Annotated in this window: 26 protein-coding genes and 1 tRNA gene; 19 read left to right on the forward strand and 8 right to left on the reverse strand. The window is 71.7% G+C overall.

The features are described from left to right. Window positions 1-952, reverse strand: a 952-nt coding sequence (locus tag QSK34_RS34780; RefSeq protein WP_285590657.1) for a glycoside hydrolase family 95 protein, incomplete at its 3' end; no start/stop codon positions are given. A gap of 348 nt (window positions 953-1300) precedes the next feature. Between QSK34_RS34780 and QSK34_RS34785 the strand changes: the two genes are divergently transcribed. From QSK34_RS34785 to larE, 3 genes are read left to right on the forward strand one after another with little or no spacing between them, the layout of a single operon-like run. Next, window positions 1301-2596: an enolase C-terminal domain-like protein gene (locus QSK34_RS34785; RefSeq protein ID WP_285590658.1), complete on the forward strand. Its 1296-nt coding sequence runs from the start codon at window positions 1301-1303 to the stop codon at window positions 2594-2596. 10 nt (window positions 2597-2606) lie between these two features. Further along, a complete protein-coding gene (locus QSK34_RS34790; protein WP_034385638.1) occupies window positions 2607-3317 on the forward strand; it encodes a FadR/GntR family transcriptional regulator in 711 nt (236 codons plus the stop codon). Next, window positions 3310-4119 carry an ATP-dependent sacrificial sulfur transferase LarE gene (larE, locus tag QSK34_RS34795; protein WP_285590659.1) on the forward strand — a complete coding sequence of 270 codons (810 nt, stop codon included), beginning with the start codon at window positions 3310-3312 and terminating at the stop codon, window positions 4117-4119. The genes QSK34_RS34790 and larE overlap by 8 nt, the downstream gene beginning before the upstream one ends. Window positions 4120-4146: 27 nt before the next feature. On the opposite strand, the gene QSK34_RS34800 is transcribed toward larE, so the two are convergent. The 3 genes from QSK34_RS34800 to QSK34_RS34810 are packed head-to-tail and all read right to left on the reverse strand — an operon-like array spanning window position 4147 to window position 7782. Beyond that, on the reverse strand, window positions 4147-5181 hold the full coding sequence (locus tag QSK34_RS34800) for an ABC transporter permease (RefSeq protein WP_285590660.1): 1035 nt from the start codon (window positions 5179-5181) through the stop codon (window positions 4147-4149). Further along, window positions 5174-6676 (reverse strand): sugar ABC transporter ATP-binding protein, encoded by a 1503-nt coding sequence (locus tag QSK34_RS34805; RefSeq protein WP_285590661.1) that lies wholly within the window; start codon window positions 6674-6676, stop codon window positions 5174-5176. Before QSK34_RS34805 ends, QSK34_RS34800 begins: the two co-directional genes overlap by 8 nt. Window positions 6677-6714: 38 nt before the next feature. Continuing rightward, a complete protein-coding gene (locus QSK34_RS34810; RefSeq protein WP_285590662.1) occupies window positions 6715-7782 on the reverse strand; it encodes a sugar ABC transporter substrate-binding protein in 1068 nt (355 codons plus the stop codon). A 213-nt stretch (window positions 7783-7995) separates the two neighbouring features. Between QSK34_RS34810 and QSK34_RS34815 the strand changes: the two genes are divergently transcribed. After that, entirely contained in the window at window positions 7996-8697 is a 702-nt protein-coding gene (locus QSK34_RS34815; protein WP_161483744.1) for a FadR/GntR family transcriptional regulator, read from the forward strand. Here the strand turns inward: QSK34_RS34815 and selD are convergent. Continuing rightward, window positions 8690-9673, reverse strand: coding sequence for a selenide, water dikinase SelD (selD, locus tag QSK34_RS34820; protein ID WP_285590663.1), 984 nt, complete (start codon window positions 9671-9673; stop codon window positions 8690-8692). The genes QSK34_RS34815 and selD overlap by 8 nt on opposite strands. 48 nt (window positions 9674-9721) lie before the next feature. On the opposite strand from selD, the gene selA reads away from it, so the two are divergent. From selA to QSK34_RS34875, 11 genes are all read left to right on the forward strand, one after another. Next, on the forward strand, window positions 9722-11008 hold the full coding sequence (selA, locus tag QSK34_RS34825; RefSeq protein WP_285590665.1) for an L-seryl-tRNA(Sec) selenium transferase: 1287 nt from the start codon (window positions 9722-9724) through the stop codon (window positions 11006-11008). Next, entirely contained in the window at window positions 10999-12672 is a 1674-nt protein-coding gene (locus QSK34_RS34830; RefSeq protein WP_285590667.1) for a selenocysteine-specific translation elongation factor, read from the forward strand. The genes selA and QSK34_RS34830 overlap by 10 nt, the downstream gene beginning before the upstream one ends. 13 nt (window positions 12673-12685) lie before the next feature. Continuing rightward, window positions 12686-12779, forward strand: a tRNA-Sec gene (locus QSK34_RS34835). Between the two features lie 28 nt (window positions 12780-12807). After that, window positions 12808-13557, forward strand: a complete 750-nt coding sequence (locus QSK34_RS34840; protein ID WP_161483748.1) for an AfsR/SARP family transcriptional regulator — start codon at window positions 12808-12810, stop codon at window positions 13555-13557. A gap of 60 nt (window positions 13558-13617) precedes the next feature. Then, window positions 13618-14295 (forward strand): hypothetical protein, encoded by a 678-nt coding sequence (locus tag QSK34_RS34845; RefSeq protein ID WP_285590670.1) that lies wholly within the window; start codon window positions 13618-13620, stop codon window positions 14293-14295. After that, complete coding sequence (locus QSK34_RS34850; RefSeq protein ID WP_285590672.1) at window positions 14280-14813, forward strand: hypothetical protein; 534 nt, start codon at window positions 14280-14282, stop codon at window positions 14811-14813. The genes QSK34_RS34845 and QSK34_RS34850 overlap by 16 nt, the downstream gene beginning before the upstream one ends. Before the next feature lie 4 nt (window positions 14814-14817). After that, complete coding sequence (locus QSK34_RS34855; protein ID WP_285590674.1) at window positions 14818-15315, forward strand: hypothetical protein; 498 nt, start codon at window positions 14818-14820, stop codon at window positions 15313-15315. Beyond that, window positions 15312-15476: a hypothetical protein gene (locus tag QSK34_RS34860; protein ID WP_285590676.1), complete on the forward strand. Its 165-nt coding sequence runs from the start codon at window positions 15312-15314 to the stop codon at window positions 15474-15476. The genes QSK34_RS34855 and QSK34_RS34860 overlap by 4 nt, the downstream gene beginning before the upstream one ends. Window positions 15477-15548: 72 nt before the next feature. Continuing rightward, window positions 15549-16037: a hypothetical protein gene (locus QSK34_RS34865; RefSeq protein WP_285590678.1), complete on the forward strand. Its 489-nt coding sequence runs from the start codon at window positions 15549-15551 to the stop codon at window positions 16035-16037. A gap of 3 nt (window positions 16038-16040) precedes the next feature. Further along, a complete protein-coding gene (locus tag QSK34_RS34870; protein WP_285590680.1) occupies window positions 16041-16541 on the forward strand; it encodes a MauE/DoxX family redox-associated membrane protein in 501 nt (166 codons plus the stop codon). Next, window positions 16538-17050: a hypothetical protein gene (locus QSK34_RS34875; protein ID WP_285590682.1), complete on the forward strand. Its 513-nt coding sequence runs from the start codon at window positions 16538-16540 to the stop codon at window positions 17048-17050. The genes QSK34_RS34870 and QSK34_RS34875 overlap by 4 nt, the downstream gene beginning before the upstream one ends. A gap of 46 nt (window positions 17051-17096) precedes the next feature. Here QSK34_RS34875 and QSK34_RS34880 read toward each other — a convergent pair whose 3' ends face one another. Then, on the reverse strand, window positions 17097-18605 hold the full coding sequence (locus tag QSK34_RS34880; protein WP_285590684.1) for an arabinofuranosidase catalytic domain-containing protein: 1509 nt from the start codon (window positions 18603-18605) through the stop codon (window positions 17097-17099). Between the two features lie 390 nt (window positions 18606-18995). On the opposite strand from QSK34_RS34880, the gene QSK34_RS34885 reads away from it, so the two are divergent. The 3 genes from QSK34_RS34885 (at window position 18996) to QSK34_RS34895 (ending at window position 24384) form a co-directional block, all read left to right on the forward strand. Then, the gene (locus QSK34_RS34885; RefSeq protein ID WP_285590686.1) at window positions 18996-21815 is read left to right on the forward strand and encodes a carbohydrate-binding protein; all 2820 of its coding nucleotides are present in this window, start codon (window positions 18996-18998) and stop codon (window positions 21813-21815) included. 78 nt (window positions 21816-21893) lie between these two features. Further along, window positions 21894-23672 carry a ThuA domain-containing protein gene (locus tag QSK34_RS34890; protein WP_285590688.1) on the forward strand — a complete coding sequence of 593 codons (1779 nt, stop codon included), beginning with the start codon at window positions 21894-21896 and terminating at the stop codon, window positions 23670-23672. Window positions 23673-23775: 103 nt separating this feature from the next. Continuing rightward, complete coding sequence (locus QSK34_RS34895) at window positions 23776-24384, forward strand: hypothetical protein (protein ID WP_285590690.1); 609 nt, start codon at window positions 23776-23778, stop codon at window positions 24382-24384. Between the two features lie 13 nt (window positions 24385-24397). Here the strand turns inward: QSK34_RS34895 and QSK34_RS34900 are convergent, their stop codons facing one another. Further along, entirely contained in the window at window positions 24398-24916 is a 519-nt protein-coding gene (locus QSK34_RS34900) for a CGNR zinc finger domain-containing protein (RefSeq protein ID WP_285590693.1), read from the reverse strand. A 26-nt stretch (window positions 24917-24942) separates the two neighbouring features. On the opposite strand from QSK34_RS34900, the gene QSK34_RS34905 reads away from it, so the two are divergent. Further along, window positions 24943-25416 (forward strand): GNAT family N-acetyltransferase, encoded by a 474-nt coding sequence (locus QSK34_RS34905; protein WP_285590694.1) that lies wholly within the window; start codon window positions 24943-24945, stop codon window positions 25414-25416. 118 nt (window positions 25417-25534) lie between these two features. Here QSK34_RS34905 and QSK34_RS34910 read toward each other — a convergent pair whose 3' ends face one another. Beyond that, on the reverse strand, window positions 25535-25858 hold the full coding sequence (locus tag QSK34_RS34910) for a nuclear transport factor 2 family protein (RefSeq protein WP_285590696.1): 324 nt from the start codon (window positions 25856-25858) through the stop codon (window positions 25535-25537). Between the last annotated feature and the right edge of the window lie 33 nt (window positions 25859-25891).

Here is a 25891-nt window from a genome sequence, read left to right on the forward strand (position 1 = left end):
GGTAGTCGGCGATGTGCCGGCCGCGCAGGTCGGTCCAGGTGCGGCCCGCGGCGGCGGTCAGGTGCCCGCGGGCGATGCCCTGGTAGTCGCCGGTGACGTCGCGGTAGTTCTTGTAGCTGGACCCGATCGAGACCAGCACGGTCACGCTGGTCGCGCCCGTCACCTGGAGGGTGCCGCCCGAGCTGCTGACGCTGCCGCCTTCGGCGACGGCACGGGCCAGCCCCAGGAAGCGGACCTGGCCGGTGATGCCCTCGAAGTCGCCCGAGACGCCGTCGAGGGCCACGGTCGTGCCGTCGGGGCTGGAGCGTGTCGTGCGCTGAGGGCTGTCGAACGTCGCGGAGAAGCTGATCGAGTTGGCGCGGTCGGCGGTCAGTCTGATCGCGATGACCTGGTCGGGCGCGCTGGCGAGCACCTCGCGGCGGTAGCGGATGCCGTTCTGGGCGTAGGTGGTCACGGTGGTGGCCGTGGTCAGATCGAGGTAGCGGTTGTACTCCGACACCCCGCTGGCGCTGCCGAACGTGAGCCGCAGGTTGCCGACGGTCTGGTAGGCCAGCTGCCCGGCCGGGCGGCCCAGCATGTTCTGGTCGATGAGGCTCTGGGCCTGGCTCCACTGGTTCTGGAACACCAGATTCCGGATCTGGCTCAGCGAGCCCGAATTACGGCCGCTGCTCTGGTCGTAGGGGCCACCCGCCCAGACGGTGTCCTCGTTGAGCTGCAGGCGTTCGACGTCGACGTTGCCGTAGACCATCGCGCCCAGCCGGCCGTTGCCGATCGGCAACGCGCGCAGCCAGTCGGTGCCGGCGCTCTCGTCGTACCACAGGGCCAGGTCACCGGCCTCGGCCGGCGGCGCGGCGGCGGCCCTGGCGACCGCCGTCCACTGCAGGGGCAGGATCGCGGCGCCGGCTCCGGCCGCGCCGTATCTGAGCACCTGCCTGCGGGATAAGTCAGACATCTCTCGGTTCTCCGTTCCCTGGGGTACGGGTGGGCCCGCCACACGCGAGGCAATGTGACCGTCAGGTTACAAACATGGGATTAATAGGGTCAATAGGTGTTGTGAGGGCCGACATTTGCCCTCTTTCGCCACATGATCATGGTGAGACATGGGATTGATCGGCCTCGCAGGTGATCGTCTCCGCGGATCACCGCGCCCGACCGGCCGTTGTGCGCTCGCACGCGGGCAGATGGGCAGATTCATCGGGTTAAGTGAAGACGAGAAACGACCAATCGGCTAGTTTGTTGACCTCAGACGGGTCTCGGCCTACCGTCTAACCCGTATTCATCCGATCAATTGGAGATCATTATGCCGACGATCACCGCAGTGGACGTGATCGACGTCAGGTTCCCCACCTCCGCCACCCTCGACGGCTCGGACGCGATGAACCCGGACGGCGACTACTCCGCCGCGTACGTGGTCCTCGGCACCGACGACGACGCCCTGACGGGATACGGCCTGACCTTCACCATCGGACGCGGCAACGACCTGTGCGTGGCCGCCGCCCGCCAGATCGCCGCCCGGCTGAACGGCCGCGACGTCGACGGCCTCGCCGCCGACCTGGGCGGCCTCTACCGGGAGATCATGGCCGACAGCCAGATGCGCTGGCTGGGACCGGAGAAGGGCGTCGTGCACCTCGCCGCGGCCGCCGTGCTGAACGCCGCCTGGGACCTGGCCGCCCGCCGGGCCGGCAAGCCGTTGTGGCGACTGGTGGCCGACATGACGCCCGAGGAGATCGTGGCGGCCTGCGACTTCCGCTACCTGTCCGACGTGCTGACCCCCGCCGAGGCCGTCGAGATGCTCGCCCGCCTGTGGCCCACCCGCGAGGAGCGCGTGGCCGAGCTGGCCGAGCGGGGCTACCCCGCCTACACCACCTCGCCCGGCTGGCTGGGCTACGACGACGGCAAGCTGCGGCGGCTGGTGCGGGAGGCGGTGGCCGACGGCTGGACCCACGTCAAGCTCAAGGTCGGCGCCGACCTCGACGACGACCTGCGGCGGCTGGCCATCGCCCGCGAGGAGCTCGGCAACCGCCACCTCATGATCGACGCCAACCAGGTGTGGGACGTGCCGGACGCCGTCTCCTGGGTGAACCGGCTGGCCGCCTTCGAGCCGCTGTGGATCGAGGAGCCGACGAGCCCCGACGACGTCCTGGGCCACGCCGCCATCCGCAAGGCGATCGCCCCGGTCGGCGTGGCCACCGGGGAGCACTGCCACAACCGGGTGATGTTCAAGCAGCTCCTCCAGGCCGAGGCGATCGACTACTGCCAGATCGACTCCTGCCGCCTGGCCTCGGTGAACGAGATCATCCCCATCCTGCTCATGGCCGCGAAGTTCGGCGTGCCGGTGTGCCCGCACGCCGGGGGCGTCGGCCTGTGCGAGATCGTCCAGCACCTGTCGGTGATCGACTACGTCTGCGTGAGCGGCAGCCTGGAAGGACGCGTGCTGGAGTACGTCGACCACCTGCACGAGCACTTCACCGACCCGGTCCGGATCGACGGGGGCCGCTACCGCCTGCCCGGGGCGCCGGGCTACAGCGCCCAGATGCGTCCGGAGTCCGTGGCGGCCTACCGCTACCCTGATGGCCCGCGGTGGGCACGGCAGTAGGGATGGTGGCGTGGGAGTCATCGAGAGCGCGATCGACACGATCAAGCAGATGATCGTCGACGGCGAGCTGCGTCCCGGCCAGAAACTCCCGATCGAGAAGGAGCTCGCCGACCAGCTCGGCATCGCCCGCAACACCCTGCGCGAGGCCGTGCGGGCGTTGATCGCGATGCGGGTCCTGCAGACGCGCCAGGGCGACGGCACCTACGTCACCAGCCTGTCCCCGGCGCTGCTGCTCGACGGCATGAGCTTCGTCGCCGACATCCACCAGCACGCGGGCGCGGGGGAGTTCCTGCACGTACGCCGCATCCTGGAGGCGGAGGCGACGGCCCTGGCGGCCGTCCGCATCCCCGACGACGACCTCGTCGCCCTGGGGAACCTGCTGGAGGAGGCCGAGCGGCTCGCCTCGGGACCGGAGATCGACCACGGCAAGCTCGTCGCCCTCGACCAGGACTTCCACGCGCTGATCACCTCCCACTGCGGCAACGCCGTGCTGGCCGCCGTCATCCAGAACATGTCCGGCCGCACGGTCCGGGCCCGGATCTGGCGCGGCATGACCGACCCGGAGGCCGTCCAGCGCACGCTGGGGGAGCACCGCGCCGTCTACCTGGCGCTGCTCGCGCGCGATCCGGAGCGGGCCCGCATCCACGCCGCAATGCACGTGCTGGGCGTCGAGGAGAGCCTGGCGGGCTCGCGTGACTTCAGAGAGGACAACGATGAGTGACCCCGTCGAGCGGTTGACGGCCCGGCTGCGCGAGGAGGAGGCGGTCGTCGTCGCCTATTCGGGCGGCGCCGACTCGGCCCTGCTCGCCTTCGCCGCCGGACGGGCGCTGGGGAGCCGCGCCCTGGCGGTCACCGCGGTGTCGCCGAGTCTGGCCGCGTCCGAGCGTTCGGCCGCGCGGGCCTTCGCGCGCGAGCACGGCCTGGCCCACGTCGAGGTCTGCACCGACGAGATCGAGCGGCCGGAGTACACCGCGAACGGGCGTGACCGGTGCTACCACTGCAAGTCCGCGCTGTTCGACGCGCTCACCCCGCTGGCCGCGGCCATGGGCGCGGCCGTCGCCCTGGGCACCAACCTCGACGACCTCGGCGACCACCGGCCCGGCCAGCGCGCCGCGGCCGAGCGCGGGGTCATCACGCCGCTGGTCGACGCCGGGCTGACCAAGGCCGACGTGCGCGCGGTCAGCCGGGAGCTCGGCCTGGTGACCGCCGAGAAGCCCGCCGCGCCGTGCCTGGCCTCACGGGTGAGCTACGGCGACCCCGTCACGCCCGAGGTGCTGGCCAGGATCGAGGCGGCCGAGGCGGCGCTGCGCGACCTCGGCTTCCCGGTGTGCCGGGTGCGCGCCCACGCGGGCGGCACCCTGGCCCGGATCGAGGTGCCGAAGGACCAGATCGCCCGCGCCGGCGAGCTGCGCGACCACGTCGACGCCGCCGTGCGCGGCGCCGGTTTCACCTTCTGCTCGCTCGACCTGTCCGGGTTCGCGTCCGGACGCCTCAACGCGCTGCTCCCTCTGCTGCCGTCGTAGACGCCCGGACGCGAGATCACGGGGGCGTCACTCCTGGGTCTTGCCGCCGGTCAGCCGCGACAGGGCCAGGGCGGTGAGGATGATCGCCCCGTTGAGCGCCTCGATCCACTGCGCCGGGACGCCCGCGAGGGTGAGGACGTTCTGGATCATGTAGAGCAGCAGGATGCCGGTGAACGCGCCGAACACCGTGCCCTTGCCGCCGTTGAGGCTGACCCCGCCGATGACGGCGGCGGCGAACACGGTGAAGATCGCCCCGTCGCCCTGCGCGGCGGCGACGGAGGCCAGCCGCCCGGTCAGCAGCAGGCCGCCGATCGCCGCCAGCACGCTGGCGGTGATCAGCGTGATCCAGAGCACCCGGTCGGTGCGGATGCCCGCGGCCTTCGCGGCGTCGACGTTGCCGCCGATGGCGTACAGCGAGCGGCCGAACCCGGTGAAGCCCATGACCAGGACGCCGGCCGCGAACAGCAGCAGGCAGATCCAGATCGAGGCGGGCACCCCCAGCCACATCGCCGAGCCCAGGTAGGTCATCGACTCCGGGAGGTTGAAGAAGGTCTGCCCGCCGGAGATGCCGGTGAGCAGGCCCCGCAGCACGATCAGCATGCCCAGGGTGACGATGAACCCGTTGAGCCCGAACCGGACGATGAACAACGCGTTCACCACCCCGACCAGCACGCCGACCGCCAGGGTGATGGGGATCGCCCAGAAGCCGGACAGCAGCCCGAGCCCCGAGCCGGTGCCCACCGCGACCGTCAGCCAGGCGGCCACGCCCGGCGCGAGGCCGAAGGTCGACTCCAGCGACAGGTCCATCTTGCCCACGATGAGCACGAGCGCCTGGGCCAGGACGAGCAGTGAGATCTCCGACATGGTCTGCAGGATGTTGATCAGGTTGTCGGCCTGCAGGAAGATCGGGTGCACGATCTGCCCGACGATCGCGATCGCGATGATCGCCGGGACCAGCGCGAAGTCGCGTAACCGGGCCAGGCGCAGCCCGGCGGGCGACCTGCCCGATCCCTTCGGGGCGGGCCGGCCGGTCTCCGTCGGGGCGGCGGTGGTCTCAGGCATCGAGCTCGACTCCTTCCATGGCCGCCACCATCTCGTGGTCGTGCCAGCCGGCGGCCAGTTCGGTGGTGACCCGGCCGTGGAACATCACCAGGACCCGGTCGCACAGCCGCAGATCGTCCAGTTCGTCGGAGGCGATCACGACGCCGGTGCCCTTCCCGGCGATCTCCTCGACCTTGGCGAGCAGGAACTCCTTGGACCGGACGTCCACGCCCGCCGTCGGGGTGATCAGCACGAGCAGGCGGGGGTCGCTCGCCAGGGCCCGGGCCATCACCACCTTCTGCTGGTTGCCCCCGGACAGGCCGTTGACGGGCAGCTCCGGGCCGGGGGTCTTGATGGCCAGATTCGTGATCATCTCGCGGGCCAGGTCGTCGCGGCGCCGGCCGCTCACGAGCCCGGCGGTGCCGAGCCGTTCCGGCACGGTCATCGTGGTGTTGTCGGCGATCGACATCAACGGGATGAGCCCCTGGTGGTGGCGGTCGCGGGGGACCAGCCCGACCCCCGCCGCCAGCGAGTCGGGCACACTCCCGGCGCGCGGGCGGCGCCCGGCGACCTCGACCGTGCCCTCGCGGGGGGCCCGCAGCCCCGCGATCGTCTCGGCCAGCTCGGTCTTCCCGCTGCCGCCGAGGCCGGCCAGCCCGACGATCTCTCCCGCCCGCACCCGCAGGTCGACGGCGGTGTAGAGGTCGCCGTCGGTCAGCCCGCGGGCGTCCAGGATCACATCGGCGTCCGGAGGGACGGAGGGGCGGGCCTTCCTCTCCTGAAGGCCCGCCGCCTCCCCGGTCATGGCGGCCACCAGGTCTCCCCGGGGCAGTTCCATGACCGGCGCGGTGAGGATGTGCCGGGCGTCGCGGAAGACCGTGACGGTGTCGCAGATCTCGTAGATCTCCTGGAGGTGGTGGCTGATGAACAGGAAGGTGACCCCCTGTTCGCGCATCGCCCGCATCCGGTCGAAGAGGCGGGCGATCGCCGCGCCGTCGAGCTGCGCGGTGGGTTCGTCCAGGATGATGAACCGCGCGCCGAAGGACAGCGCCCTGGCGATCTCGACGAACTGCCGCTGCTCCACGCCGAGCTCCTTGGCCGGCAGGCGCACGTCGACGTCCACCGACCAGGCCTCCAGCAGCTCGGCGGCCTTGCGCCACATGCTCTTCCAGCTCACCAGACGCAGGCCGTTGTGGTCGTGGCGGTTCAGGTAGAGGTTCTCGGCCACGGTCAGCTCGGGGATGATCGTGGACTTCTGGTAGACGCAGGCGACCCGTTCCCGCCAGGCGTCGCGCTCCGACAGGCGGGGGGCGGGCCGTCCGGCGAACCGGACCTCCCCTTCGTCGGGCTCCTGCAGGCCGGTCAGGATGGAGACGAGGGTGGACTTGCCCGCGCCGTTGCGCCCGACGAGCGCGTGGGTCTCGCCCGGCATGATCGTGATGTGGGCGCCGTCCAGCGCCACGGTCTCGCCGTATCTCTTGGTGATGCGCTCCGCCTCGGCGACGGGGCCGTTCACGGAGGAAGGGCTCGTGGAAGCGCCCATCGTCGTGCCTCTCAGCTCAGGTTGTTGCCCCAGAGCGACTTGTCGTCGTGCTTGACGCTGGGGATGCCGCCGTAGGTGGCGCCGTCGCGCGTGACGAGCGGCGCGGAGAGCTGGTCCTCCAGCAGGCCCGGCCGGACCTCGATGATGGTGCTGTCGTGGTCGGTCTTCCCGGGGGCGAAGGTCTTGCCGTCGATCGCCGCCTTGGTGTACTCCAGCGCCCACTTGGCGTAGAGGTCGGCGGGCTGGGACACGGTCGCGTCGATGTTGCCCGCCGCGATGTCCTTGAGCTCCTGCGGGATGCCGTCGTTGGAGACCACGAAGACGTGCTTGGGGTCGTCCGGGGGGACCAGCAGGTTGCGCTGCTTGAGCACCTGGAGGGTGCCGGCCAGGGCGAAGCTCGACTGCATGTAGACGCCCTTGACGTCGGGGTTGGCGGTGAGCACCGTCGACAACTTCTGCGAGGCGACCGCGCCGTCCCAGTTGGTGGCCTCGCCGAAGACCTTGATGCCGGGGTAGTTCTGCGCCATGCACTCGTTGAACGCCTCGGTGCGGTCGCGGCCGTTGATGGAGGCGAGGTCGCCCTGCAGCATGACCACCTTGCCGGCGCCCTTGAGCTGCTCACCGAGGTAACGGCAGGCCTTCTCGCCGTAGGCGCGGTTGTCGGCGCGGACGACCATGAAGGCGTTGCCCGTGTCGGGCCGGGTGTCCACCAGGACCACGGGGATCTTCTTGCCTTCGAGCTGCTGGAGCGTGGGGGCCACCGCCGCGGTGTCCTGCGGCGCCATGACCAGCCCGCGGATGCCCTGGCTCACCAGGCTCTGCACGTTCGCGGTGAGCTTCGCGATGTCGTTCTGCGAGTTGGTGGTCTTCAGGTCGGCGCCGATCTCGCCGCCGAACTTCGGCACGTAACTGATGTAGGAGTTCCAGAAGTCGGTGTCGGACCGGGGGTAGTCGACCCCGATGACCGGTTTCGCCGGGGCGTCGGCCGTCGGCCCCGGTTTCTCCTCCCCGCCGCACGCCGCCAAGAGGCAGGCCGCCATTGACAACGTCACGGCGACGGGTAAGCGTCTGATTCTCATCGTCACTCCTTCGGGTGCCATTGCGGTGAGCCCGCTTTGAGCGCCGGACATGGGATGTCTTTCTATGACCCAAACCATGTCGGTGTCTAGAGCTGACGAACATAATCGCGATCACCTGCACTTATGTCAGAACGCCGTTATCTGCTCGCCGTCGAACATCACATGTCTGTCTCGGGTTTCCCCGGGAGGGGGCCTTGGGGGCAGGATGCTCCTATGTCTCTGACCGAGCAGGCGATCGTCCGCATCCGGCAGCTCATCAAGGACGGGACGCTCCCTCCCGGAGCCCGGCTGCCTCCCGAGCAGGACCTGGCCGCCTCGCTGGGGCTGTCCCGCAACCTGCTCCGCGAGGCCGTCCGCTCCCTGGTCACGACCCGGGTGCTGGAGGTGCGGCGGGGCGACGGCACCTACGTCACCTCACTCGACCCCGCGCTGCTGCTGGAGGGGGTCGGCGTCGCGGTCGAGATGATGCAGGGCGACGACCTGCTGGAGATCACCGAGGTGCGGAGGCTGTTCGAGCCGGTGGCCACCAGCCTGGCGGCCACCCGCATCACGCCGGCCCAGCTCGCGGAGCTGGAGAGACACCTCGACGCCATGGTCGCCGCCCAGGGCGACGTCGAGCTGCTCACCCACCACGACGACTCCTTCCACCGCGCGGTGTTCGAGGCCACCGGCAACCGGGCGTTGTGCGCCCTGCTCGTCGGGATAGCCAGCCGCACGGTCCGGGCCCGGGTCTGGCGCGGGGTGCTGGAGGGCAACGTGGCCGGTCGCACGGTCTCCGAGCACGTCGCCATCTACCGGGCGCTGGAGCGGGGCGACGCGGTGCTCGCCCAGGCGGCCGCGCTCATGCACGTGAGCACGACCGAGACCTGGTTGCGGGAGAACCTGGTACGCGAACCGGGCGAGCGCGTCACCTGATCACGATGGGGTGCTCGCCGCGCGGCACCAGCTCGCCGATCACCGGCGCGCCGGGCACCTCTCCCGCGATCAGCAGCCCTCCGGAGGTCTGCGCGTCGGCCAGCAGCAGCATCGTCTCCTCATCGGCCCCGCCCGACAGGTGCGGCGCCACCCAGCCGAGGTTGCGGCGCGAGCCGCCGGGCACGAAGCCGTCCCTGACGGCCTCCCGCGCGCCCTCCAGCAGCGGCACCTTCGCGCTGTCCAGCACCGCCGTCACCCCCGAGGCCCTGGCCAGCTTGAACAGGTGACCGAGCAGCCCGAACCCGGTCACGTCGGTGGCGCAGCGCACCCCGGCCCTGACCGCGGCCTCGCTGGCGGCGGCGTTCAGCGCCGTCATGACGGCGACGGCCTGCGGGAACACCTCGCCCGTCGCCTTGTGGCGGTTGTTCAGCACGCCGAGACCCAGGGGCTTGGTCAGCGAGAGCGGCAGCCCGGCGCGGCCCGCGTCGTTGCGCATCAGGGCGGCGGGGTCGGCGAGGCCGGTGACGGCCATGCCGTACTTCGGCTCGGCGTCGACGACGCTGTGGCCGCCCGCCACGTGGCAGCCGGCCAGCGCGGCCACGTCGGCGCCGCCGCGCAGGACCTCGCGGGCCAGGTCGTACGGGAGCGTCTCCCGGGGCCAGCAGAGCAGGTTGAGCGCCATGAGGGGGCGGCCGCCCATGGCGTACACGTCGGACAGGGCGTTGGCGGCGGCGATGCGGCCCCAGTCGTAGGGGTCGTCCACCACCGGGGTGAAGAAGTCGGCGGTGCCGACCACCGCCGTGCCGCCCTCGACGCGGACGACGGCCGCGTCGTCTCCCGTCTCCAGCCCGACCAGCAGTTCTCCGGCCGGGTCCTGGGGGGTGACGCCGAAACCCGTCAGGACGTCCTCGAGCTCCCCGGGTGGGATCTTGCACGCGCAGCCGCCGCCTTGGGCGTATTGGGTCAGTCTCACCATGATCGGGATCATTGCGCGGAACGGCGGATTGGTATATCCCGATCTGTCGTGACCGATCCCCGGCGCCACATCCCGCGCACCGACGCGCTCCTGGACGATCCCCGCCTCGCCCCGTTCGTCGAGCGCATGGGCCGCGACCGGGTCAAGGGGGCCGTGCGGGCGGCCCAGAGACGGGCGAGAGACGGCGAGATCGGCCCCGCCGACGTGCCGGACGAGGTGGTGCGGTCGCTGCCGGGCGGCGGGCCCCGCCAGGTGATCAACGCCACCGGGGTGCTCCTGCACACCAACCTCGGCCGGGCCCCGCTCTCCGCCCCGGCCCTGGACGCCGTCCGCGCGGCGGCGGGCACCACCGACGTCGAGTTCGACCTGGAGACCGGCCGCCGGGCCCGGCGCGGCCGAACGGCGCTGGCCGCGCTCGCGCGGGCGGTCCCGGACGCCGAGGCGGTCCACCTCGTCAACAACAACGCCGCCGCCCTGGTGCTGGCCGCGACCACGCTGGCCCAAGGGCGGGAGATCGTGATCAGCCGCGGCGAGCTCGTCGAGATCGGCGACGGCTTCCGGCTGCCCGACCTGCTCGCCTCCACCGGCGCCCGCCTGCGCGAGGTCGGCACCACCAACCGCACCACCGTGGCCGACTACGCCGGCGCGATCGGGCCCGCGACCGGGTTCGTGCTCAAGGTGCACCCCTCGAACTACCGGATCGAGGGCTTCACGGCCACGCCGTCCGTCGGCGAACTGACCGGGCTCGGCGTGCCGCTCGTCGCCGACGTCGGCTCGGGCCTGCTGACGCCCGAACCGTTGTTGCCCGACGAGCCCGACGCGGCGACATGGCTCCGCGCGGGCGCCGACCTGGTCACGGCCAGCGGCGACAAACTGCTCGGCGGTCCGCAGTGCGGCCTGCTGCTCGGACGGGTCGGCGTGGTCGAGCGGCTGCGCCGCCACCCGCTGGCCCGCGCCCTGCGCGTCGACAAGCTGACGCTCGCCGCGATGGAGGCCACGCTCACCCACACCGCCAACCCCGCCCGCGAGTCCCTGCGCGCAGACCCGGCCGCCCTGCGCCGCCGCGCCGACGACCTGGTGACACGGCTGGCCGAGGCGGGCGTGCCGGCCGAGGCGCTGGACACCGGGGCCGCCGTCGGCGGCGGGGGAGCACCCGGCGTCGTGCTGCCCAGCGCGGCGGTGGCGGTGGCCGGGGCGCTGGCCGGGCCGCTGCGGACGGGCGACCCGGCGGTGGTCGGCCGGGTCGAGGGCGGGCGCTGCCTGCTGGACCTGCGCGCGGTCGCGCCGCACCGCGACGACGACCTCTTCCACGCGGTGGTGGCGGCGTGCGGGTGATCGCCACGGCCGGGCACGTCGACCACGGGAAGTCCACCCTCCTGCGGGCGCTCACCGGGATGGAGCCCGACCGGTGGGAGGAGGAGCGCAGACGCGGGCTGACCATCGACCTCGGCTACGTGTGGACCGAAGACCTCACCTTCGTCGACGTGCCCGGTCACGAGCGTTTCGTCGGCAACATGCTGGCGGGGGTCGGCCCCGTCACGGCGGTGCTGTTCGTGGTGGCGGCCGACTCGGGCTGGGCGGTGCAGTCCCAGGAGCACCTGGAGATCCTGCACGCCCTGGGCGTCGGCCGGGGCGTGCTCGCCGTGACCCGGTCGGACCTCGCCGACCCCGAACCCGTGCTGGCCGACTGCCGTGAACGCCTGCGCGGCACCACCCTCGCGGACGTGCCGTCGATCGCCGTCAGCGCGGTCACCGGCCACGGCCTGCCCGGCCTCCGCGCCCTGCTGGCCTCGATCCCGATGGCCGGCCCGGACCCGGAGGCGGACGTGCGCCTGTGGATCGACCGCGTCTTCACCGTCGAGGGGCGGGGGACCGTCGTCACCGGGACGCTGGGCGCGGGTGTGATCCGGGTCGGCGACGTGCTCCGGCTCGGCGGCGACGAGGTGCGCGTCCGGGGCCTGCACAGCCTCAACGAGGCCAAGGCCGAGGTCGCCGCGCCCGCGCGGGTCGCGGTGAACCTGCGCGGCGGCGCGCGTCCCCGGCGCGGGGACACGCTGGTGACCCCGGGACGCTGGCTCGACGTCGGGGTGCTCGACATCCGGGTCTCCGGTGAAGGGTGTCCGCCGGACCACGTGACCTGGCATTTCGGCACGGCGGCGGAACCGGCGCGGCTGCGCGCCCTCGGCGACGGCGCGGCGCGGGTCACCCTGCCCCGGCCGCTGCCCCTGCGGGTCGGCGACCGGGCGCTGCTGCGCGACCCCGGCAGCCGCCGCGTGTGGGGCGCGGTGGTGCTCGACGTCCGGCCGCCGGAGCTGCGGCGCAGGGGAGCGGCCAAGGCGCGGGCCGCCGAGCTCGCCGGGATGTCCGGCCGCCCCGACGGCGCGGCCGAGTTGCGGCGGCGGGGCCTGGCCCGGCGCGGCGACCTGGCCGCCATGGGCACGCCCGTCACGGCGGAACCGGTCGCGGGGGACTGGGTCGCCGATCCCGCCCACTGGGCGGGGCTCCGCACCCGCCTCACCGAGGCCGTGGCCGCTCAGCCGGGCATTCCGGCGGAGACCGCGCGGCGGCTGCTCGACCTGTCGGACCGGTCGCTGGTCGACGCCCTGGCCGAGGGCACCCCCATCCGCCTGGTGCGCGGGCGGCTGGTCCTGCCGGCCCGCACCCCCGGCGTCGCCGAACTGCGGCGGGCCTGGGCCGACGACCCGTTCACCGCGCCGGACGCGGCCCGGCTGGCGGAACTGGGGCTCGACGCGCGTGCGCTGGCCGCCGCCGAGGCGGCGGGCGAGCTGGTCCGGCTGGCCCCCGGCGTCGTCCTGCCGCCCGAGGCGCCGGAGGAGGCGGCCGCGGTGCTGGCCCGGCTGCCCCGGCCGTTCACCGTGGCGCAGGCGCGGACCGTGCTGAACACCAGCCGCCGGGTCGTCGTCCCGCTCCTGGAGCACCTCGACCGGCTCGGCGTCACCCGGCGCCAGGACGCCTCTGGTTCCAGAACATTTCTTTGATAGCGTTACCATCGGGGACGTGCAGGTGCCTGGTGGCCCTCCCGGTCTTCAAAACCGGTGGCGCCGAGGATCTCGGCGCGGCGGGTTCGATTCCCGTCCGTCTCCGCTGCTCCCCCCAGAGTCGGCTGGAGTTCCATGAGATTTCTCCTGCTCGGGCACTTCGAAATCCAACGGCCGGACGGCAGTCAGCTCGCCGTGACCCGGATCAAGCACCGCCAGCTGCTCGCCCTCCTGCTGCTCGACTCGCCCCACACGGTGCCGACCGAGCGCTGCATCGCCGTCCTGTGGGGCGACGGCGCCCCGCCGTCGGCGCGGCGGAACCTCCAGACGTACATCGCGGACCTGCGCAAGGGGCTGGCCTGCTCCGGCGTCGAGATCCGGACCGAGCCCGGCGGCTACCGGGTGGCCGACGTCGAGGGCCGGCTCGACCTGGCCGACTTCGAGGCGGCGCGGTCGGCGGCGGCCGCCGCCCTGGCCGAGCACGACGACGCCGAGGCGGCCCGCCTGCTGCGCGACGGGCTCGCCCTCTGGCGCGGCGGGGCGCTCCAGGACCTGGCCGACAGCTCCGAGGCGCTGCGCAACGCCGCCACCCAGCTCAACGAGCGCCGGACGGCCGCGATCGGCGACTTCGCCGGCGCGTGCATCCGCCTGGGGGCCTACGACGAGGCCATCGACCAGCTCCGGATCGCGGTCGACCGCGCCCCGCTGCGCGAGGACCTGCGCGCGCGCCTGATGCTCGCCCTGCACAAGAGCGGACGCCGGGCCGACGCGCTGCTGGCCTACCACGACTGCCGGGCGGCGCTGGTCGAGCACATCGGCGTCGGACCGTCGACCACGCTCACGGCCCTGCACGACCGCATCCTCATGGAGGACGCCGGCCTGTGATGTGGCGGCAGTATGGCGGTCGTGTGGCGGACGTGGACGCGGACCGCTCACTCTTGTGGCGTGGCGATGTTAGCGCGAACACCAGATGGACGTACGCTCACCGTCGACGGCAGCCCGCAGCCCTTCACCATGGGCTGGGACTACCTGTTCTGGGCGCGGGGCGACAACGGCGCCCAGCGGTTCCACACCGGCGCGGCGGGCGCGCGTGAGCTGATCGCCCGCCACCTCGGCGAGTACGACCGGTTCACCGTCCGCGAGGTGTCGTGGAACGGGGCCCGGCTGGTCTCCCACGAGGACCCGGAGAACGGCGGCACCACGATGCTCTGGATCGGGCCGCACCACGAGCTCTACACGTTCATCCAGGGCACGAACGTGCCGTTCGAGGTGTTCATCGGCCAGCTCGCCGCCTTCGACGTCCGCGACTCCCCGGAAGGGGTCGTGGTGGCCCCCCGGCTCGGCGCGCGGGTGCGCCTGGACGGCCTGCTCGCGGTCAACAGCCTGGAGGGCGTCTGCTCGATCCAGGTGAACCCGGCCGGGGCGCTGCCCACCCCCGGCGGCAGCGGCAAACGGGTGCGCGGCGGCGCGTTGTGGAAACGCGACGAACGGGCCGACGACGGGCGGCTGCTGCGCTCGGCCATCCTGGTCAACACCTCGACGACCACGATCCTCACCGCCCGGGACGCCGACGACCCGCGCTTCGCGGCCGTCGCCGACTCCCTCACGTGCGGGCTGAGCTGACCGCCGTGCAGAACGTCGTCAACTCGCTGGCCGTCTTCGCCTTCCTCGGCATGGTGATCGCCCTGTTCGCGATCTCCGCGCTGCTCCGGATCGTGCGCGAGCTGCAGCAGGCGGTGCTGGCCGCCCCCGCCGCCGCCCCCGGCCCGGACGCCGTCCGGAGGGTGCCCCGCTTCGCCTCCGCCGACGGGCGGCCGACCTTCGTCCTCGTGGTCTCCGAGCACTGTCCGAGCTGCCGGGACCGCGCCGCCCACCTGGCCGGGATGCCGCCCGGCCGGGTGGACGGCCGTCTCGTCCTGCTGAGCGCGGGCGAGGCGTGCGCGGCCTGGGCCGGACCGGCCCCCCACGTCGAGGCCGTCGTCGACGCCGACCTGCTCGGTTCGGTCGCGGTCGGCGCGACCCCCTCTCTCGTGAAGTACGCCCCCGACGGCGCCGAGGAGTGGCGCCGCGTGGTCGGGTCCGACCCGGACCTCGACCGGCTCCTCGGGGTGGACCTGCCCGAATCGTCGAACGTGAGGTGACCGCATGACCCGCGACTACTGGTCCGACGTGCCGTCGGCGGACGAGGACGTGGAGGCGCGTCCGCCGGTCCGGGCCCGCGTGTCGCGCCGCACGATGGTCAAGTCGGTCGGCGTGCTCGGCGGCGCCCTGGCGCTCAACGTGGTGGGCGCGCTGCCGCCCGCGCGTGTCAGAAGCGCCTCGGCGACGGTGGGCACGGAGTGGTCGGGCTGCTCCAACAGCGGCTACGCCAACTTCGACGGCTACCGCGACGGCACCACCCAGCGGGTGTGCGTCGGCGGCTCGTACGCCAGCAGCTACTGCGGCAGCGACGGCTGGTTCCGCACCGACGGCAACGCCTACTCCTACTACACGCCGATCGTCGAGTGCGGTGCGGGCGGGGTCTCCAAGAAGAACGCCTGGCGCTGGACGGCCGGCAGCACCCCCTACCGCTGCGCCGACGGCCGCTTCGTGGTGTACGGCGCGGGCAGCACCTTCTACATCTGCTCCCGGGCCAACCCGTGACCCTGCCCTGGGGTCTGCCCGCCACCCGCACGGCCGGGTTCCTCTTCGCCCTGACGGCGCTCGTGGCGGTGGCCGGCGCGGTCTGGCCCGGGAGGCTGGACTTCCTCGCCTGGGCGCTGATGGGCGTGGTCGCCGGGTTCTCGTTGTCCGGCTCGGTTTGAAGCCTCAACTCAGCGGATCTGCTGACCTCGCCGGTCTGGCGGGGACAACTCACGGCGTTCTCGTCCGGGCTGGTGCTGGGCGGGCTGGTGTCGGGCACGGTCGCGGGGGCCTTCGGCGGCCTCGTCTCGGTGGTGCCGGACGCCGTGCGGACCTGGGCGCTGATCCCGGTCGTGGCGGTGCTGCTCGCCTTCGAGCTGGCCGGACGTCCTCTCGCGCTGATCCAGAACCGCAGGCTGGTGCCACAGGAGATCATCCCGCGCAGCCGGTTCGAGGGGCCGTTCCAGTTCGGCTTCGAGATGGGCACGGGCGTGCGCACGTTCACGCCGACCGCGCTCCCGCACGCCCTGGTGCTCACCGTCGTGCTCGTCGGGGGGCTGCTCCCCGGAGTGCTGGCCGGGCTCGGGTTCGGCCTGGGCCGGGTGCTGATGCCGCTCACCCGCTCCCTGAGCGGCGACCCCTCCGGCTGGGACCGCCACCTGCTGGGCGGGCTCGCGTGGGTGGGCCGGTGGTGCGGGGCCGGGTTCCTGGCCGCCCTGGCGATCCTGCTCCTGGGGTGGTGACCGGTGATCCTGATCGCGGACGTCGCCCTGGCCGGTGCGCTGCTGCTCGTGGCGGCGGTGTTCCTGCGCTCCGAGGAGGTCACGCGGGCCCACGGCCTGCTGCCCGCCTGGGCGATCCGCGCCGCCGGTCTGATCGAGCCGGTGCTCGGCGTCGCGGTGGTCGGCGTCTGGCTCTGGGGGCATCCCGGGCGGCACGTCTGGCTGGCGGCGGCGGTGTGGCACACCGCGCTGGCCGGGTATCTCCTGGTCCTGCTGCGGGTACGCGGCCGGGTCCCGTGCGGTTGTCTCGACGCGGTCACCCCCGTGTCCCCGGTGAAAGCGGGCGTCGGCGCCGTGTGGGCCGCCGCGAGCGCCGTGATGGCGACGGGGACGGTCCCCCTCCCGGAGACCGCGCCCGTCCGCCTGCTCCACCTGGCCCTGGCCGGGTTCGCGGCCCTGCTGGCGGTCGTGGCGGCGTCGGTGTCGTCCGTTTCGTCGTCGTCCCCTCGAAGGAGGATCAGATGAGCCGATGGGCGCTCGTCGTCGCGGTCGCGGTGGCCGGGTTGTCCGCCTGCACCGGGGAGGAGGAACCGGTCGCGGCCGGTCCGTCGCCGCCGCCGCAGGTGCTCCTCGACGCGGCGCAGCTGCCGGGCGGCCCCTGGACGGCCGGTACGACCGGCGACACCCGCTGGGCCGACCTCGACGAGGCGCTGGTGCCGTGCGGGAAGCGGACCATCGCCCCGGAGGACGCCCGGGTGCGCTTCCGGGTGTTCGAGTCGGCCGGCGGGGCGTCGGTGTCCGAGGTCGTCGTCTCCGGCACGGATGTCTTCCAGACCTTCAAGCGCTTCTACGCCGAGTGCTCCTCGGCGGGGAAGGTGGAGTCGCGGCCCGGACCGTCCAACGTGGTGGTGCGCGGCGACACGACGGAGATCGCCGTGTTCACCGACGACCACCTGATCGTCGTCAGCGGTCCCGGAGACGACCTCGCCGCGATCGGCGACGCCGCCCGTGCACAGGCGGCGAAGGCCGGGTGACCCCGGAGGGCGGCCGGTTCGCGGCCGCCCTCCGGGGCCCGGTCCGTCAGCGGTAGCCGGCGGAGATCACCTCGGCCTGGACGGCGTTCTCGACGGCGTCGGTCGGATATCCGGCGACCATGGCGCCCTCGTAGAAGGTGCCCGCGCTGAGGTTGGCGCCGCCGTCGGGCTTGCAGCAGTCGCCGCCGCTGCCCAGGATGATGGCGCCCTGCTTCTTCATCGGGCTGTAGCCGTTGGGGAGCGGGCCGTCGTACAGCGTGTAGAGGCCGCCCGACTGGGCGTTGCTGCCCTTGATGGCGAAGCGGGTCGTGCCGTTGTTCTTCAGGGTGGCGGTCACGAACTTGTGCGGGAAGGCCCGCTGGTTCGGGTTCCACGACTGGCTGCCGCCGGGGAACAGACCCCACTCCAGGTCGGCCTGCACCCACGGGCCGGTCCCCTGGCAGCCGCCGAACCAGCACTGGGTGCTGAAGTTGATGGCGTCCATGGCGCCGGCGGCGTCGGCCTTCCTGGTGGTCTCGCTGTTGCCGTAGTCGAAGCAGCAGCCGTTGTTGACGTGGACGCCGCTGGTGACCATGTACATGCCCTCGGGGGCGCTGCCCGTCGGGACGCCGGTCAGGTGGCCGTCCCGCCAGTAGCTGTTGCCGGGGTTGATGTAGAGCGAGTAGGCCTTGTTGCCGCCGACCGTGAGGGACTCGGTGGTGGCGACCGCCGGCCGGCTCTGCGGCGAGCCGGGGACCACGCTGGACCCCTGGTACCACAGGTCGTTGCCGCGCCCGGACTGGTCGTAGAGCACCGTGATGACGCACGTGGTGCCGGCGCAGAAGGAGTCCTGCGCGGCGGCGTTGGCGACCCCGCCCGCGGTCAGCACGCCGATGTTCCTGGTCGTGTTGTCCGAGGAGCGCCTGACCTGGTAGAGGTTCCCGGCGTAGGCGTTGAAGAGCGCCCGCGTCGTGCTGTGCGCCGCGACGCACGGCGTGCCGCCCGCGCCGTAGATGTCGCAGGGGCGGGCGCCGGGCGGCGGCGGGCTCGGGCTCGTGGTGGGCGTGGGCGACGGGCTGGGCTGGGCGCCGGTCGACCACTTCTGGTTGGCCCCGCCGTGGCAGGTCCAGATGTGGACCCGGGTGCCGTTGGCGGTGCCGTAGCCGGACACGTCGAGGCACTTGTTCGCGCCGAGGGCGGTGACACTGCCGTCGGAGTTCAGGCGCCACTTCTGGTTGTTCTGGCCGTTGCAGTCCCAGATGATCACGCTGGTCCCGTCGGCCGTGCCCGCGGCGTTCACGTCGAGGCACTTGTTGCCGTACACGCGCAGCTCACCGGCGGTGGTGGTGGTCCACTGCTGGTTGGCCTGCCCGTTGCAGTCCCAGATCTGCGTCTGGGCGCCGTTGGCCTGGGAGGCCCCCGGCACGTCCAGGCACCGGCCGGACGCCGTGCCCACCAGCGGGGTGGTCGCCGCGGTGGCCGGGGCCCACCACGTCAGGGTGGTGGCCAGGAGCGTGGTCAGCACCACCACGACCGCCGCGACGAGTACCGGGCGGCCCGGTAAGGGGATGTGCATGGTCGAGCTCCTTCGAGAGGGGGAAACGGAGCGAATCGATTCGATTCGCCGTAAGAGTATGACTGACTCGCCTCATGGGCCATGGTTTGAGCGGGCTCATCCGGGCGACACGCCTGAATGATTCATTCAGATTTCCGGCGGGTGTCCCGGCGACGGTGACGATATCCGCAGCTCATCAAGGTCAGACGGCCATCCGCGGCTCGGTCCTCCGCAGGCGGTCGATGAAATAAGCAGGCTTAAGCCCTTGACGATCACGGGTGGCCTGAACGTAATAGGTAGCGATGCTCCCGAGGCGGCACACCTCCGGGCACGAGAAGCATGACCCTCCCGGCAACAGCGTGGCGGCGCGCGCCTTGCCCTGACTTCTCCTTTGTCAGGAAGGAACACCGCATGTCCCGACGTCCGTGGCTCAGGATGCTGACCACGATGGCGCTCATCGCGCCCGCGGTCGTCGCGCTCTCCGCCTCCCCGGCGAACGCGCTGACCATCTCGCCCTCCGACTACCAGCAGGTGTCGCTCGCCTCCGGCGGCAACGAGCTGGGCGAGGCGATGTCCCTGGCCGTGATGCCGAACCGCTCGGTCATCCACACCGCCCGCGACGGCACGGTCCGCGTGACCGACGTCAACGGCAACACCAAGGTGGCCGGCCGCCTCAACGTCTACAGCCACGACGAGGAGGGCCTCCAGGGGGTGGCGGTCGACCCCGGCTTCGCCACCAACAGGTACGTCTGGCTCTACTACTCGCCCCGGCTGAGCACCCCGAGCGGCGACGCCCCCGCCACCGGCACGCAGTCGCAGTTCGACGCGTGGAAGGGTGAACTGTACCTGTCCAGGTTCACCCTGAACTCCGACGACACCCTCAACACCTCCAGCGAGAAGGTGGTCCTGCGGGTCGCCAACGACCGGGGCCAGTGTTGTCACGTGGGCGGCGACATCGACTTCGACGCCCAGGGCAACCTCTACCTGACCACCGGCGACGACACCAACCCGTTCGAGTCGAGCGGCTACTCCCCGCTGGACGAGCGCACCAACCGCAACCCGCAGTACGACGCCCAGCGCTCCGCGGCCAACACCAACGACCTGCGCGGCAAGCTCCTGCGCATCAAGCCGCAGGCCGACGGCACCTACACGATCCCCAGCGGCAACATGTTCGCGCCGGGCACCGCCAACACCCGGCCCGAGATCTACGCGATGGGCTTCCGCAACCCGTTCCGGATGAGCGTCGACAAGGCGACCGGCGTCGTCTACCTCGGCGACTACGGCCCCGACGCCGGGTCGTCCAACTCCAACCGGGGCCCCAGCGGCCAGGTGGAGTTCAACCGGGTGACCGGCCCCGGCTTCTACGGCTGGCCGTACTGCACGGGCTCCAACAGCACCAGCGAGACCTACAACGAGTGGAACTTCGCCAGCAACAGCACCGGGAGCAAGTACAACTGCTCCGGCGGGCCGACCAACAACTCCTTCCGCAACACCGGTCTGTCCACCCTCCCCGCGGCCAAGCCCGCGTGGATCCGGTACGCCGGTGACGCCGGCTCGCCGCCGGAGTTCGGCTCCGGCTCCGAGTCGCCGATGGGCGGCCCGGTCTACCGCTACGACGCCAACCTGAACTCCAGCGTCAAGTTCCCCCAGGCCCTCAACGGCCGCTTCTTCGCCGGCGAGTACGGCCGCCGCTGGATCAAGGCCATCGAGGTGACCTCCTCCGGCGGCTACGGCGAGATCTCCGCGTTCCCCTGGTCGGGCACGCAGGTGATGGACATGGCCTTCGGCCCCGACGGGGCGCTGTACGTGCTCGACTACGGCACCGGCAACAACAACCAGGCCCTCTACCGGGTCGAGTACATCGGCCAGGCCAACCGGAACCCGATCGCGCGGGCCTCGTCCGACAAGACCTCCGGGGCGGCCCCGCTCACGGTGAACTTCTCGTCGTCGGGCAGCTCCGACCCCGAGGGCGGCTCGCTGACGTACTCGTGGAACTTCGGCGACGGCACCACCTCCACCTCCGCCAACCCGAGCAAGACCTACACCGCCAACGGCGCCTACACCGCCACGCTCACCGTCCGCGACCCGCAGGGCCTGACCGGCAGCGCGAGCGTGAACGTGACGGTCGGCAACACCGCCCCGTCGGTCACGCTCACCACCCCCGGCGACGGCCGGCTGTTCTCCTTCGGCGAGACCGTGTCCTACCAGGTCTCGGTCAGCGACCCGGAGGACGGCACGATCGACTGCTCGCGGGTGTCGGTCACCTACTTCCTGGGCCACGACAGCCACGCCCACCAGATCACCTCCCAGACCGGGTGCAGCGGCTCCATCGCGGTGCCGGTCGACGGTGAGCACGACTCGGCGGCGAACATCTACGGCGTCTTCACGGCCTCCTACACCGACAACGGCAGCCTGACCTCCACGAGCACCCGGACGCTCCAGCCGAGGCTCCGCCAGGCCGAGCACTTCGGCGCCCAGCAGGGCGTGCAGACGGCCGACAAGACCGCCGCCGAGGGCGGCAAGACGGTCGGCTTCATCGACGACGGCGACTGGATCTCCTTCCAGCCGTACAACCTGAGCAACGCCACGAGCTTCACCGCGCGGGTCTCCTCCGCGGGCGCGGGCGGCCGGATCGAGGTCCGGGCGGGCTCGGCCACGGGCACGCTGCTCGGCACGGCCACCGTGGCCGCGACCGGAAGCTGGGACACCTTCGCCAACGTCTCGGCGACCCTCAGCGGCGCGCCCTCCGGGGCCACGACGCTGTACCTGGTCTTCCGCGGCGCGACGGGCCAGGGCTACCTGTTCGACGTGGACTCCTTCACCTTCGCCACCGGCACCCCCTCGACCGGCTGGACGAACGCGCTGCGGGGCACCGGCTCCAACCGGTGCCTGGACGTCAACGGCGCGTCGACCGCCAACGGCGCGCTGGCCCAGATCTGGGACTGCAACGGCCAGACCAACCAGTCGTGGACCAGCAACGCCGCGAGCGAGCTGCGGGTCTACGGCAACAAGTGCCTGGACGTGAGCGGCGCCGGCACGGCCGACGGCACCGCGGTCCTCATCTGGGACTGCAACGGCCAGAACAACCAGAAGTGGCGCCTGAACTCCGACGGCAGCATGACCGCCGTCGGCGCGAACAAGTGCCTGGAGGTGAACGGCACCGCCAACGGCACCAAGGCCCGGATCTGGACCTGCAACGGCAGTAACAACCAGAAGTGGACCCGCGTCTGAGGCTCCGCGCCCCAGCCAGAAAACCATCGGTGTGACGCCCGGCGCGACCGCGCCGGGCGTCACCACGGAAGGAACCCCATGCTGCGACATCTGACCTCTGCCGCGCTCAGGCGCCTGGCGGTGACCGCGGTGGCGCTGGCCACCGCCGCCGCCGCGACGGTGATCCCGGCCGTGCCCGCCCACGCCGCCGCCTTCAAGGTGCTGGTCTTCTCCAAGACGGCCGGATTCCGGCACGACTCGATCGCCGTCGGAACCCAGGCCATCCGCGACCTCGGGTCGGCCAACGACTTCACCGTCGACGCGACCGAGGACTCCAACGTCTTCACCACCTCCAACCTCGCCCAGTACCAGGCGGTGGTGTTCCTCAACACGACCGGCGACGTGCTGAACGACACCCAGCAGTCGGCCTTCCAGACCTACGTGAACGGCGGCGGCGGTTACGTCGGCGTCCACGCGGCCTCCGACACCGAGTACAACTGGCCCTTCTACGGGCAGCTGGTGGGCGCCTGGTTCAACAGCCACCCCGCGATCCAGCAGGCCACCGTGCGCCAGGAGGACCGGGCGCACCCCGCGACCTCCCACCTCGGGACGACCTGGTCGCGCAGCGACGAGTGGTACAGCTTCCGCAGCAACCCCCGCCCGAACGTGCGCGTCCTGCAGAACCTGGACGAGAGCAGCTACAGCGGCGGCGGCATGGGCGACCACCCGATCACCTGGTGTCACCCGCAGCAGTCGGGCCGCGCCTTCTACACCGGCCTGGGTCACACGCAGGCGTCGTACTCCGACTCCAACTTCCGCACCCTGCTCCTGGGCGGCATCAAGTACGCGGCCAAGGCGGCCCACGCCGACTGCCGTCCCGAGACCGGCTACACCGCGCTGTACAACGGCTCGACGACGGGCTGGCAGCAGGCCGGGCCGGGGTCGTTCTCGAACAGCTCGGGCACGCTGACCTCCTCGGGCGGCATGGGCATGCTCTGGTACAGCACCAAGCAGTTCGCGTCCTATTCGCTCAAGCTCGACTGGCGGCTGAACGGCGACTCCAACTCCGGCGTCATCGTCGGCTTCCCCGCCACCAGCGACCCGCAGACCGCGCTCAACACCGGTCACGAGGTGCAGATCGACGCGACCGACACCGCCGACAAGACGACCGGCGCGATCTACGGCTTCAAGGCGGCCGACATCGCCGCCCGCGACGCGGCCCTGAACCCGCCGGGTCAGTGGAACACCTACGAACTGCTGGTGGAGGGTGAGCGGCTCCAGGTGTTCCTGAACGGAACCAAGATCAACGACTTCACCAACACCGACCCGGCCCGCTCGCTCACCCAGGGGTACATCGGCATCCAGAACCACGGTTCCCCCGACGTGGTGGCCTACCGCAACATCCGCATCAAGGAACTGACCACCGTGACGCCCTCGCCGTCACCTTCTCCCTCGCCGTCGCCCTCCCCGTCCCCGTCTCCCTCGACCGGCACCACCAGCGCCATCCGGGGCGTCGCGTCGGGCCGCTGCCTGGACATCAGCGGCGCCTCCCAGGCCAACGGCGCGATCGTGCAGATCTGGGACTGCAACGGCCAGACCAACCAGAGGTGGACCTCCACCGCCGCGAACGAACTGCGCGTCTACGGCAACAAGTGCCTGGACGTGAGCGGCAACGGCACCGCCAACGGAACCGCGGTCAGCATCTGGGACTGCAACGGCCAGAACAACCAGAAGTGGCGCTTCAACTCCGACGGCAGCATCACCGCCATCGCCGCGAACAAGTGCCTGGACGTGGTGGGCTCCGGCACCGCCAACGGCTCCCGCCTGCACATCTGGACCTGCCACGGCGGCGGCAACCAGAAGTGGACCCGCGTCTGATCAACCCGTGAGGCAAACCGTGGAGCCGGCCGCCGAGGCGACCGGCTCCACCGGTTCGTGCAGTTTCATTGATCAAAGGATGGGATGTCGTTAGCGTGCCCACATGATCATGACTCTGGTGCTGGCGGGTTCGCTGGCGGTGGCGCCGCTCTCGGACGCGGAGATCAAGTCTGCGCTTCTCACGGCGAAGGACTTCGGCAAGGGCACGGCCGTGCTCGTCCGCGATGTGGACGCCGGCATTCTGTCGACCTTCCGCGTCGACCACGCCCGGTGCATGGAGGCGCTCAAGGACTACGACGCCGCCTTCGGCGGAACGCGGCCGTCGGCGTGGACGTTCGGCAAGGTCGCCGCGCTGCATCAGGTCTTCACCGGGAACGCGGCCACGATCAAGAGCCTCAAGGCCGCCGCGAGCAGGGTCGGTCCGGCCTGTGACGGCCAGACCGGGTTCCGCGGGGAGAGTTCGTTCAAGCGGAAGAAGGTCGCCAACCTGGCTGACGCCACCTACGCCTTCGAGGTCACCTTCGACTACGTCCCCTACGGTCTGGGGCGCAACGCTACCTACGTGTCGGAGTTCGTGGTGGTCGCGTACAAGAGCGCGGTGATCGTCTACCAGGGCCAGAGCGGCAAGGGGCGTTCGACCTGGACGACGACCGTCAAGAACACCAAGAAGGCGGTCGCGAAGCTGAAGAAGGTGTACGCGAAACGGGCCTGAGCGGCGCCGCCGGTCAGGCCATGGTGCGGGCCCGGTGGCGGCGGACCGCGTCGCGGTTGGCGCACGGCTGGGAGCAGTAGCGCCGGCGCGCGGTGCGGGAGGTGTCGGCGAAGATCTGGTCGCAGCCCTCGACGGCGCACCGGCCGAGCCGGTCCATCCCCCGGTTGACCAGGTGCATCGCCGTGGCCACGGAGATCAGCGCGAACAACACGGCGCCGAGCGGCTGCCGGTCGTCGCGGTAGTGCAGGTGCCATCCGTGGGCGTGGTCGGTGAGGCGGGGATAGGCCGCCGAGCGGGCCAGCATGTCGTTGACCAGGTCCGCCTTCTCCCGCTCGGTGGGGGCGTCGACGACCCTCGTCCACTGGTCGACGACGGCGCGGGTGCGGTCGAGGTCGGCGGCCTCGACGGGCAGTTCCAGCACCAGCCCGGCCGCGCGGCAGCGGTCGGCGAGCTCCCCGGCGGTGGCGGGAGGGTGGTTGGCCAGGCCCGCGGCGAAGTTCACCACGTCCGCGCCGTAAGGGTTGAGGTGCACCAGCTCATTACAGCAGCCTGGACGTCATGGTACGAACGGCAACAAGGCACGACATTCCCGAACTCGTCCGGCTGAGGGCGCTGCTCTTCGACGACCTCGGCGGCGAGTTCTTCTCTCCGGCCGACCCCGCCGACGACTGGCGGGCCGCCCTCGCCCGGGTCTTCGGCCGGAAGCTGGCCGAACCCGACTGCCGGATCCTGGTCGTGGACGCCGACACCGGCCTGGCCGCCTGCGGCATCGGCACCGTCGAGCAGTGGTTCCCCGGCCCCCACTCGCGCAACGGGCGGATCGGCCACGTCATCGGCATGGTCACCGACCCGGCCCACCGGCGGCGCGGGCACAGCCGGGCGATCATGCTCGGGCTGCTCGGCTGGTTCCGCGAACGCGACGCCGTACGGGTCGACCTGACGGCCTCACGGCAGGCCGAACCCCTCTACCGCGACCTCGGCTTCGCCGACCACCCCGACCCCTTGTTGTGCTGGAAACCGTCTTCGCCGTGACCGCCCCAGCGCGCGGGTGGGGATTTCCTGCAGTCCGTCGCGGGCAGCAGGGGCTCGATCCGCCCCGGTCCCTGTTCATGGCAAGGGCAGCCTTCAGACCGCCCGGGCCGGTGATGAGTCAGACGGGGTCGATCGTGAGGTCGGTGACCTGGTCGTCCTTGATGCCGAACACGAACGCGAAGGACAGGGGGCCGCCGGGGAACTCGCCGTCCCCGGAGGCCACCAGACGGTCGTCCGCGAACGAGGTCGGCGTGATCACAGTCTTGGGGTTGATCAGGTGCCCCTGGATCCACTCCCGGATCTCGGCCTCGCCGGTGTAGGTCGTCCCGTCATCGCGCACGGTGGCCTCGTCGCCGAAGACCGCGGCCAGCGCGTTCGCGTCGTGCGCGTTGGTGGCCGCGATGAAGTTCGCGACGGCCTTGGGAAGGGTGATGTCGTCCATTTGTGTTCTCCGGTCTTCGGGTCGGTTGTGTGT

Origin of the sequence: Herbidospora sp. NBRC 101105, from assembly GCF_030269205.1 — a bacterium.
In the GTDB taxonomy this organism is placed as follows: domain Bacteria; phylum Actinomycetota; class Actinomycetes; order Streptosporangiales; family Streptosporangiaceae; genus Herbidospora; species Herbidospora solisilvae.

Excerpts from the sequence above, each read along its gene's own strand:
- QSK34_RS34840 (WP_161483748.1), top strand. The coding sequence starts at position 12,808 with ATGAGATTTCTCCTGCTCGGGCACTTCGAAATCCAACGGCCGGACGGC.
- QSK34_RS34880 (WP_285590684.1), bottom strand. The coding sequence starts at position 18,605 with ATGCACATCCCCTTACCGGGCCGCCCGGTACTCGTCGCGGCGGTCGTG.
- QSK34_RS34885 (WP_285590686.1), top strand. The coding sequence starts at position 18,996 with ATGTCCCGACGTCCGTGGCTCAGGATGCTGACCACGATGGCGCTCATC.
- QSK34_RS34855 (WP_285590674.1), top strand. The coding sequence starts at position 14,818 with ATGACCCGCGACTACTGGTCCGACGTGCCGTCGGCGGACGAGGACGTG.
- QSK34_RS34875 (WP_285590682.1), top strand. The coding sequence starts at position 16,538 with ATGAGCCGATGGGCGCTCGTCGTCGCGGTCGCGGTGGCCGGGTTGTCC.
- QSK34_RS34810 (WP_285590662.1), bottom strand. The coding sequence starts at position 7,782 with ATGAGAATCAGACGCTTACCCGTCGCCGTGACGTTGTCAATGGCGGCC.
- QSK34_RS34800 (WP_285590660.1), bottom strand. The coding sequence starts at position 5,181 with ATGCCTGAGACCACCGCCGCCCCGACGGAGACCGGCCGGCCCGCCCCG.
- QSK34_RS34895 (WP_285590690.1), top strand. The coding sequence starts at position 23,776 with ATGATCATGACTCTGGTGCTGGCGGGTTCGCTGGCGGTGGCGCCGCTC.
- QSK34_RS34815 (WP_161483744.1), top strand. The coding sequence starts at position 7,996 with ATGTCTCTGACCGAGCAGGCGATCGTCCGCATCCGGCAGCTCATCAAG.
- QSK34_RS34890 (WP_285590688.1), top strand. The coding sequence starts at position 21,894 with ATGCTGCGACATCTGACCTCTGCCGCGCTCAGGCGCCTGGCGGTGACC.
- QSK34_RS34910 (WP_285590696.1), bottom strand. The coding sequence starts at position 25,858 with ATGGACGACATCACCCTTCCCAAGGCCGTCGCGAACTTCATCGCGGCC.
- selD (WP_285590663.1), bottom strand. The coding sequence starts at position 9,673 with ATGGTGAGACTGACCCAATACGCCCAAGGCGGCGGCTGCGCGTGCAAG.
- QSK34_RS34905 (WP_285590694.1), top strand. The coding sequence starts at position 24,943 with ATGGTACGAACGGCAACAAGGCACGACATTCCCGAACTCGTCCGGCTG.
- QSK34_RS34785 (WP_285590658.1), top strand. The coding sequence starts at position 1,301 with ATGCCGACGATCACCGCAGTGGACGTGATCGACGTCAGGTTCCCCACC.
- larE (WP_285590659.1), top strand. The coding sequence starts at position 3,310 with ATGAGTGACCCCGTCGAGCGGTTGACGGCCCGGCTGCGCGAGGAGGAG.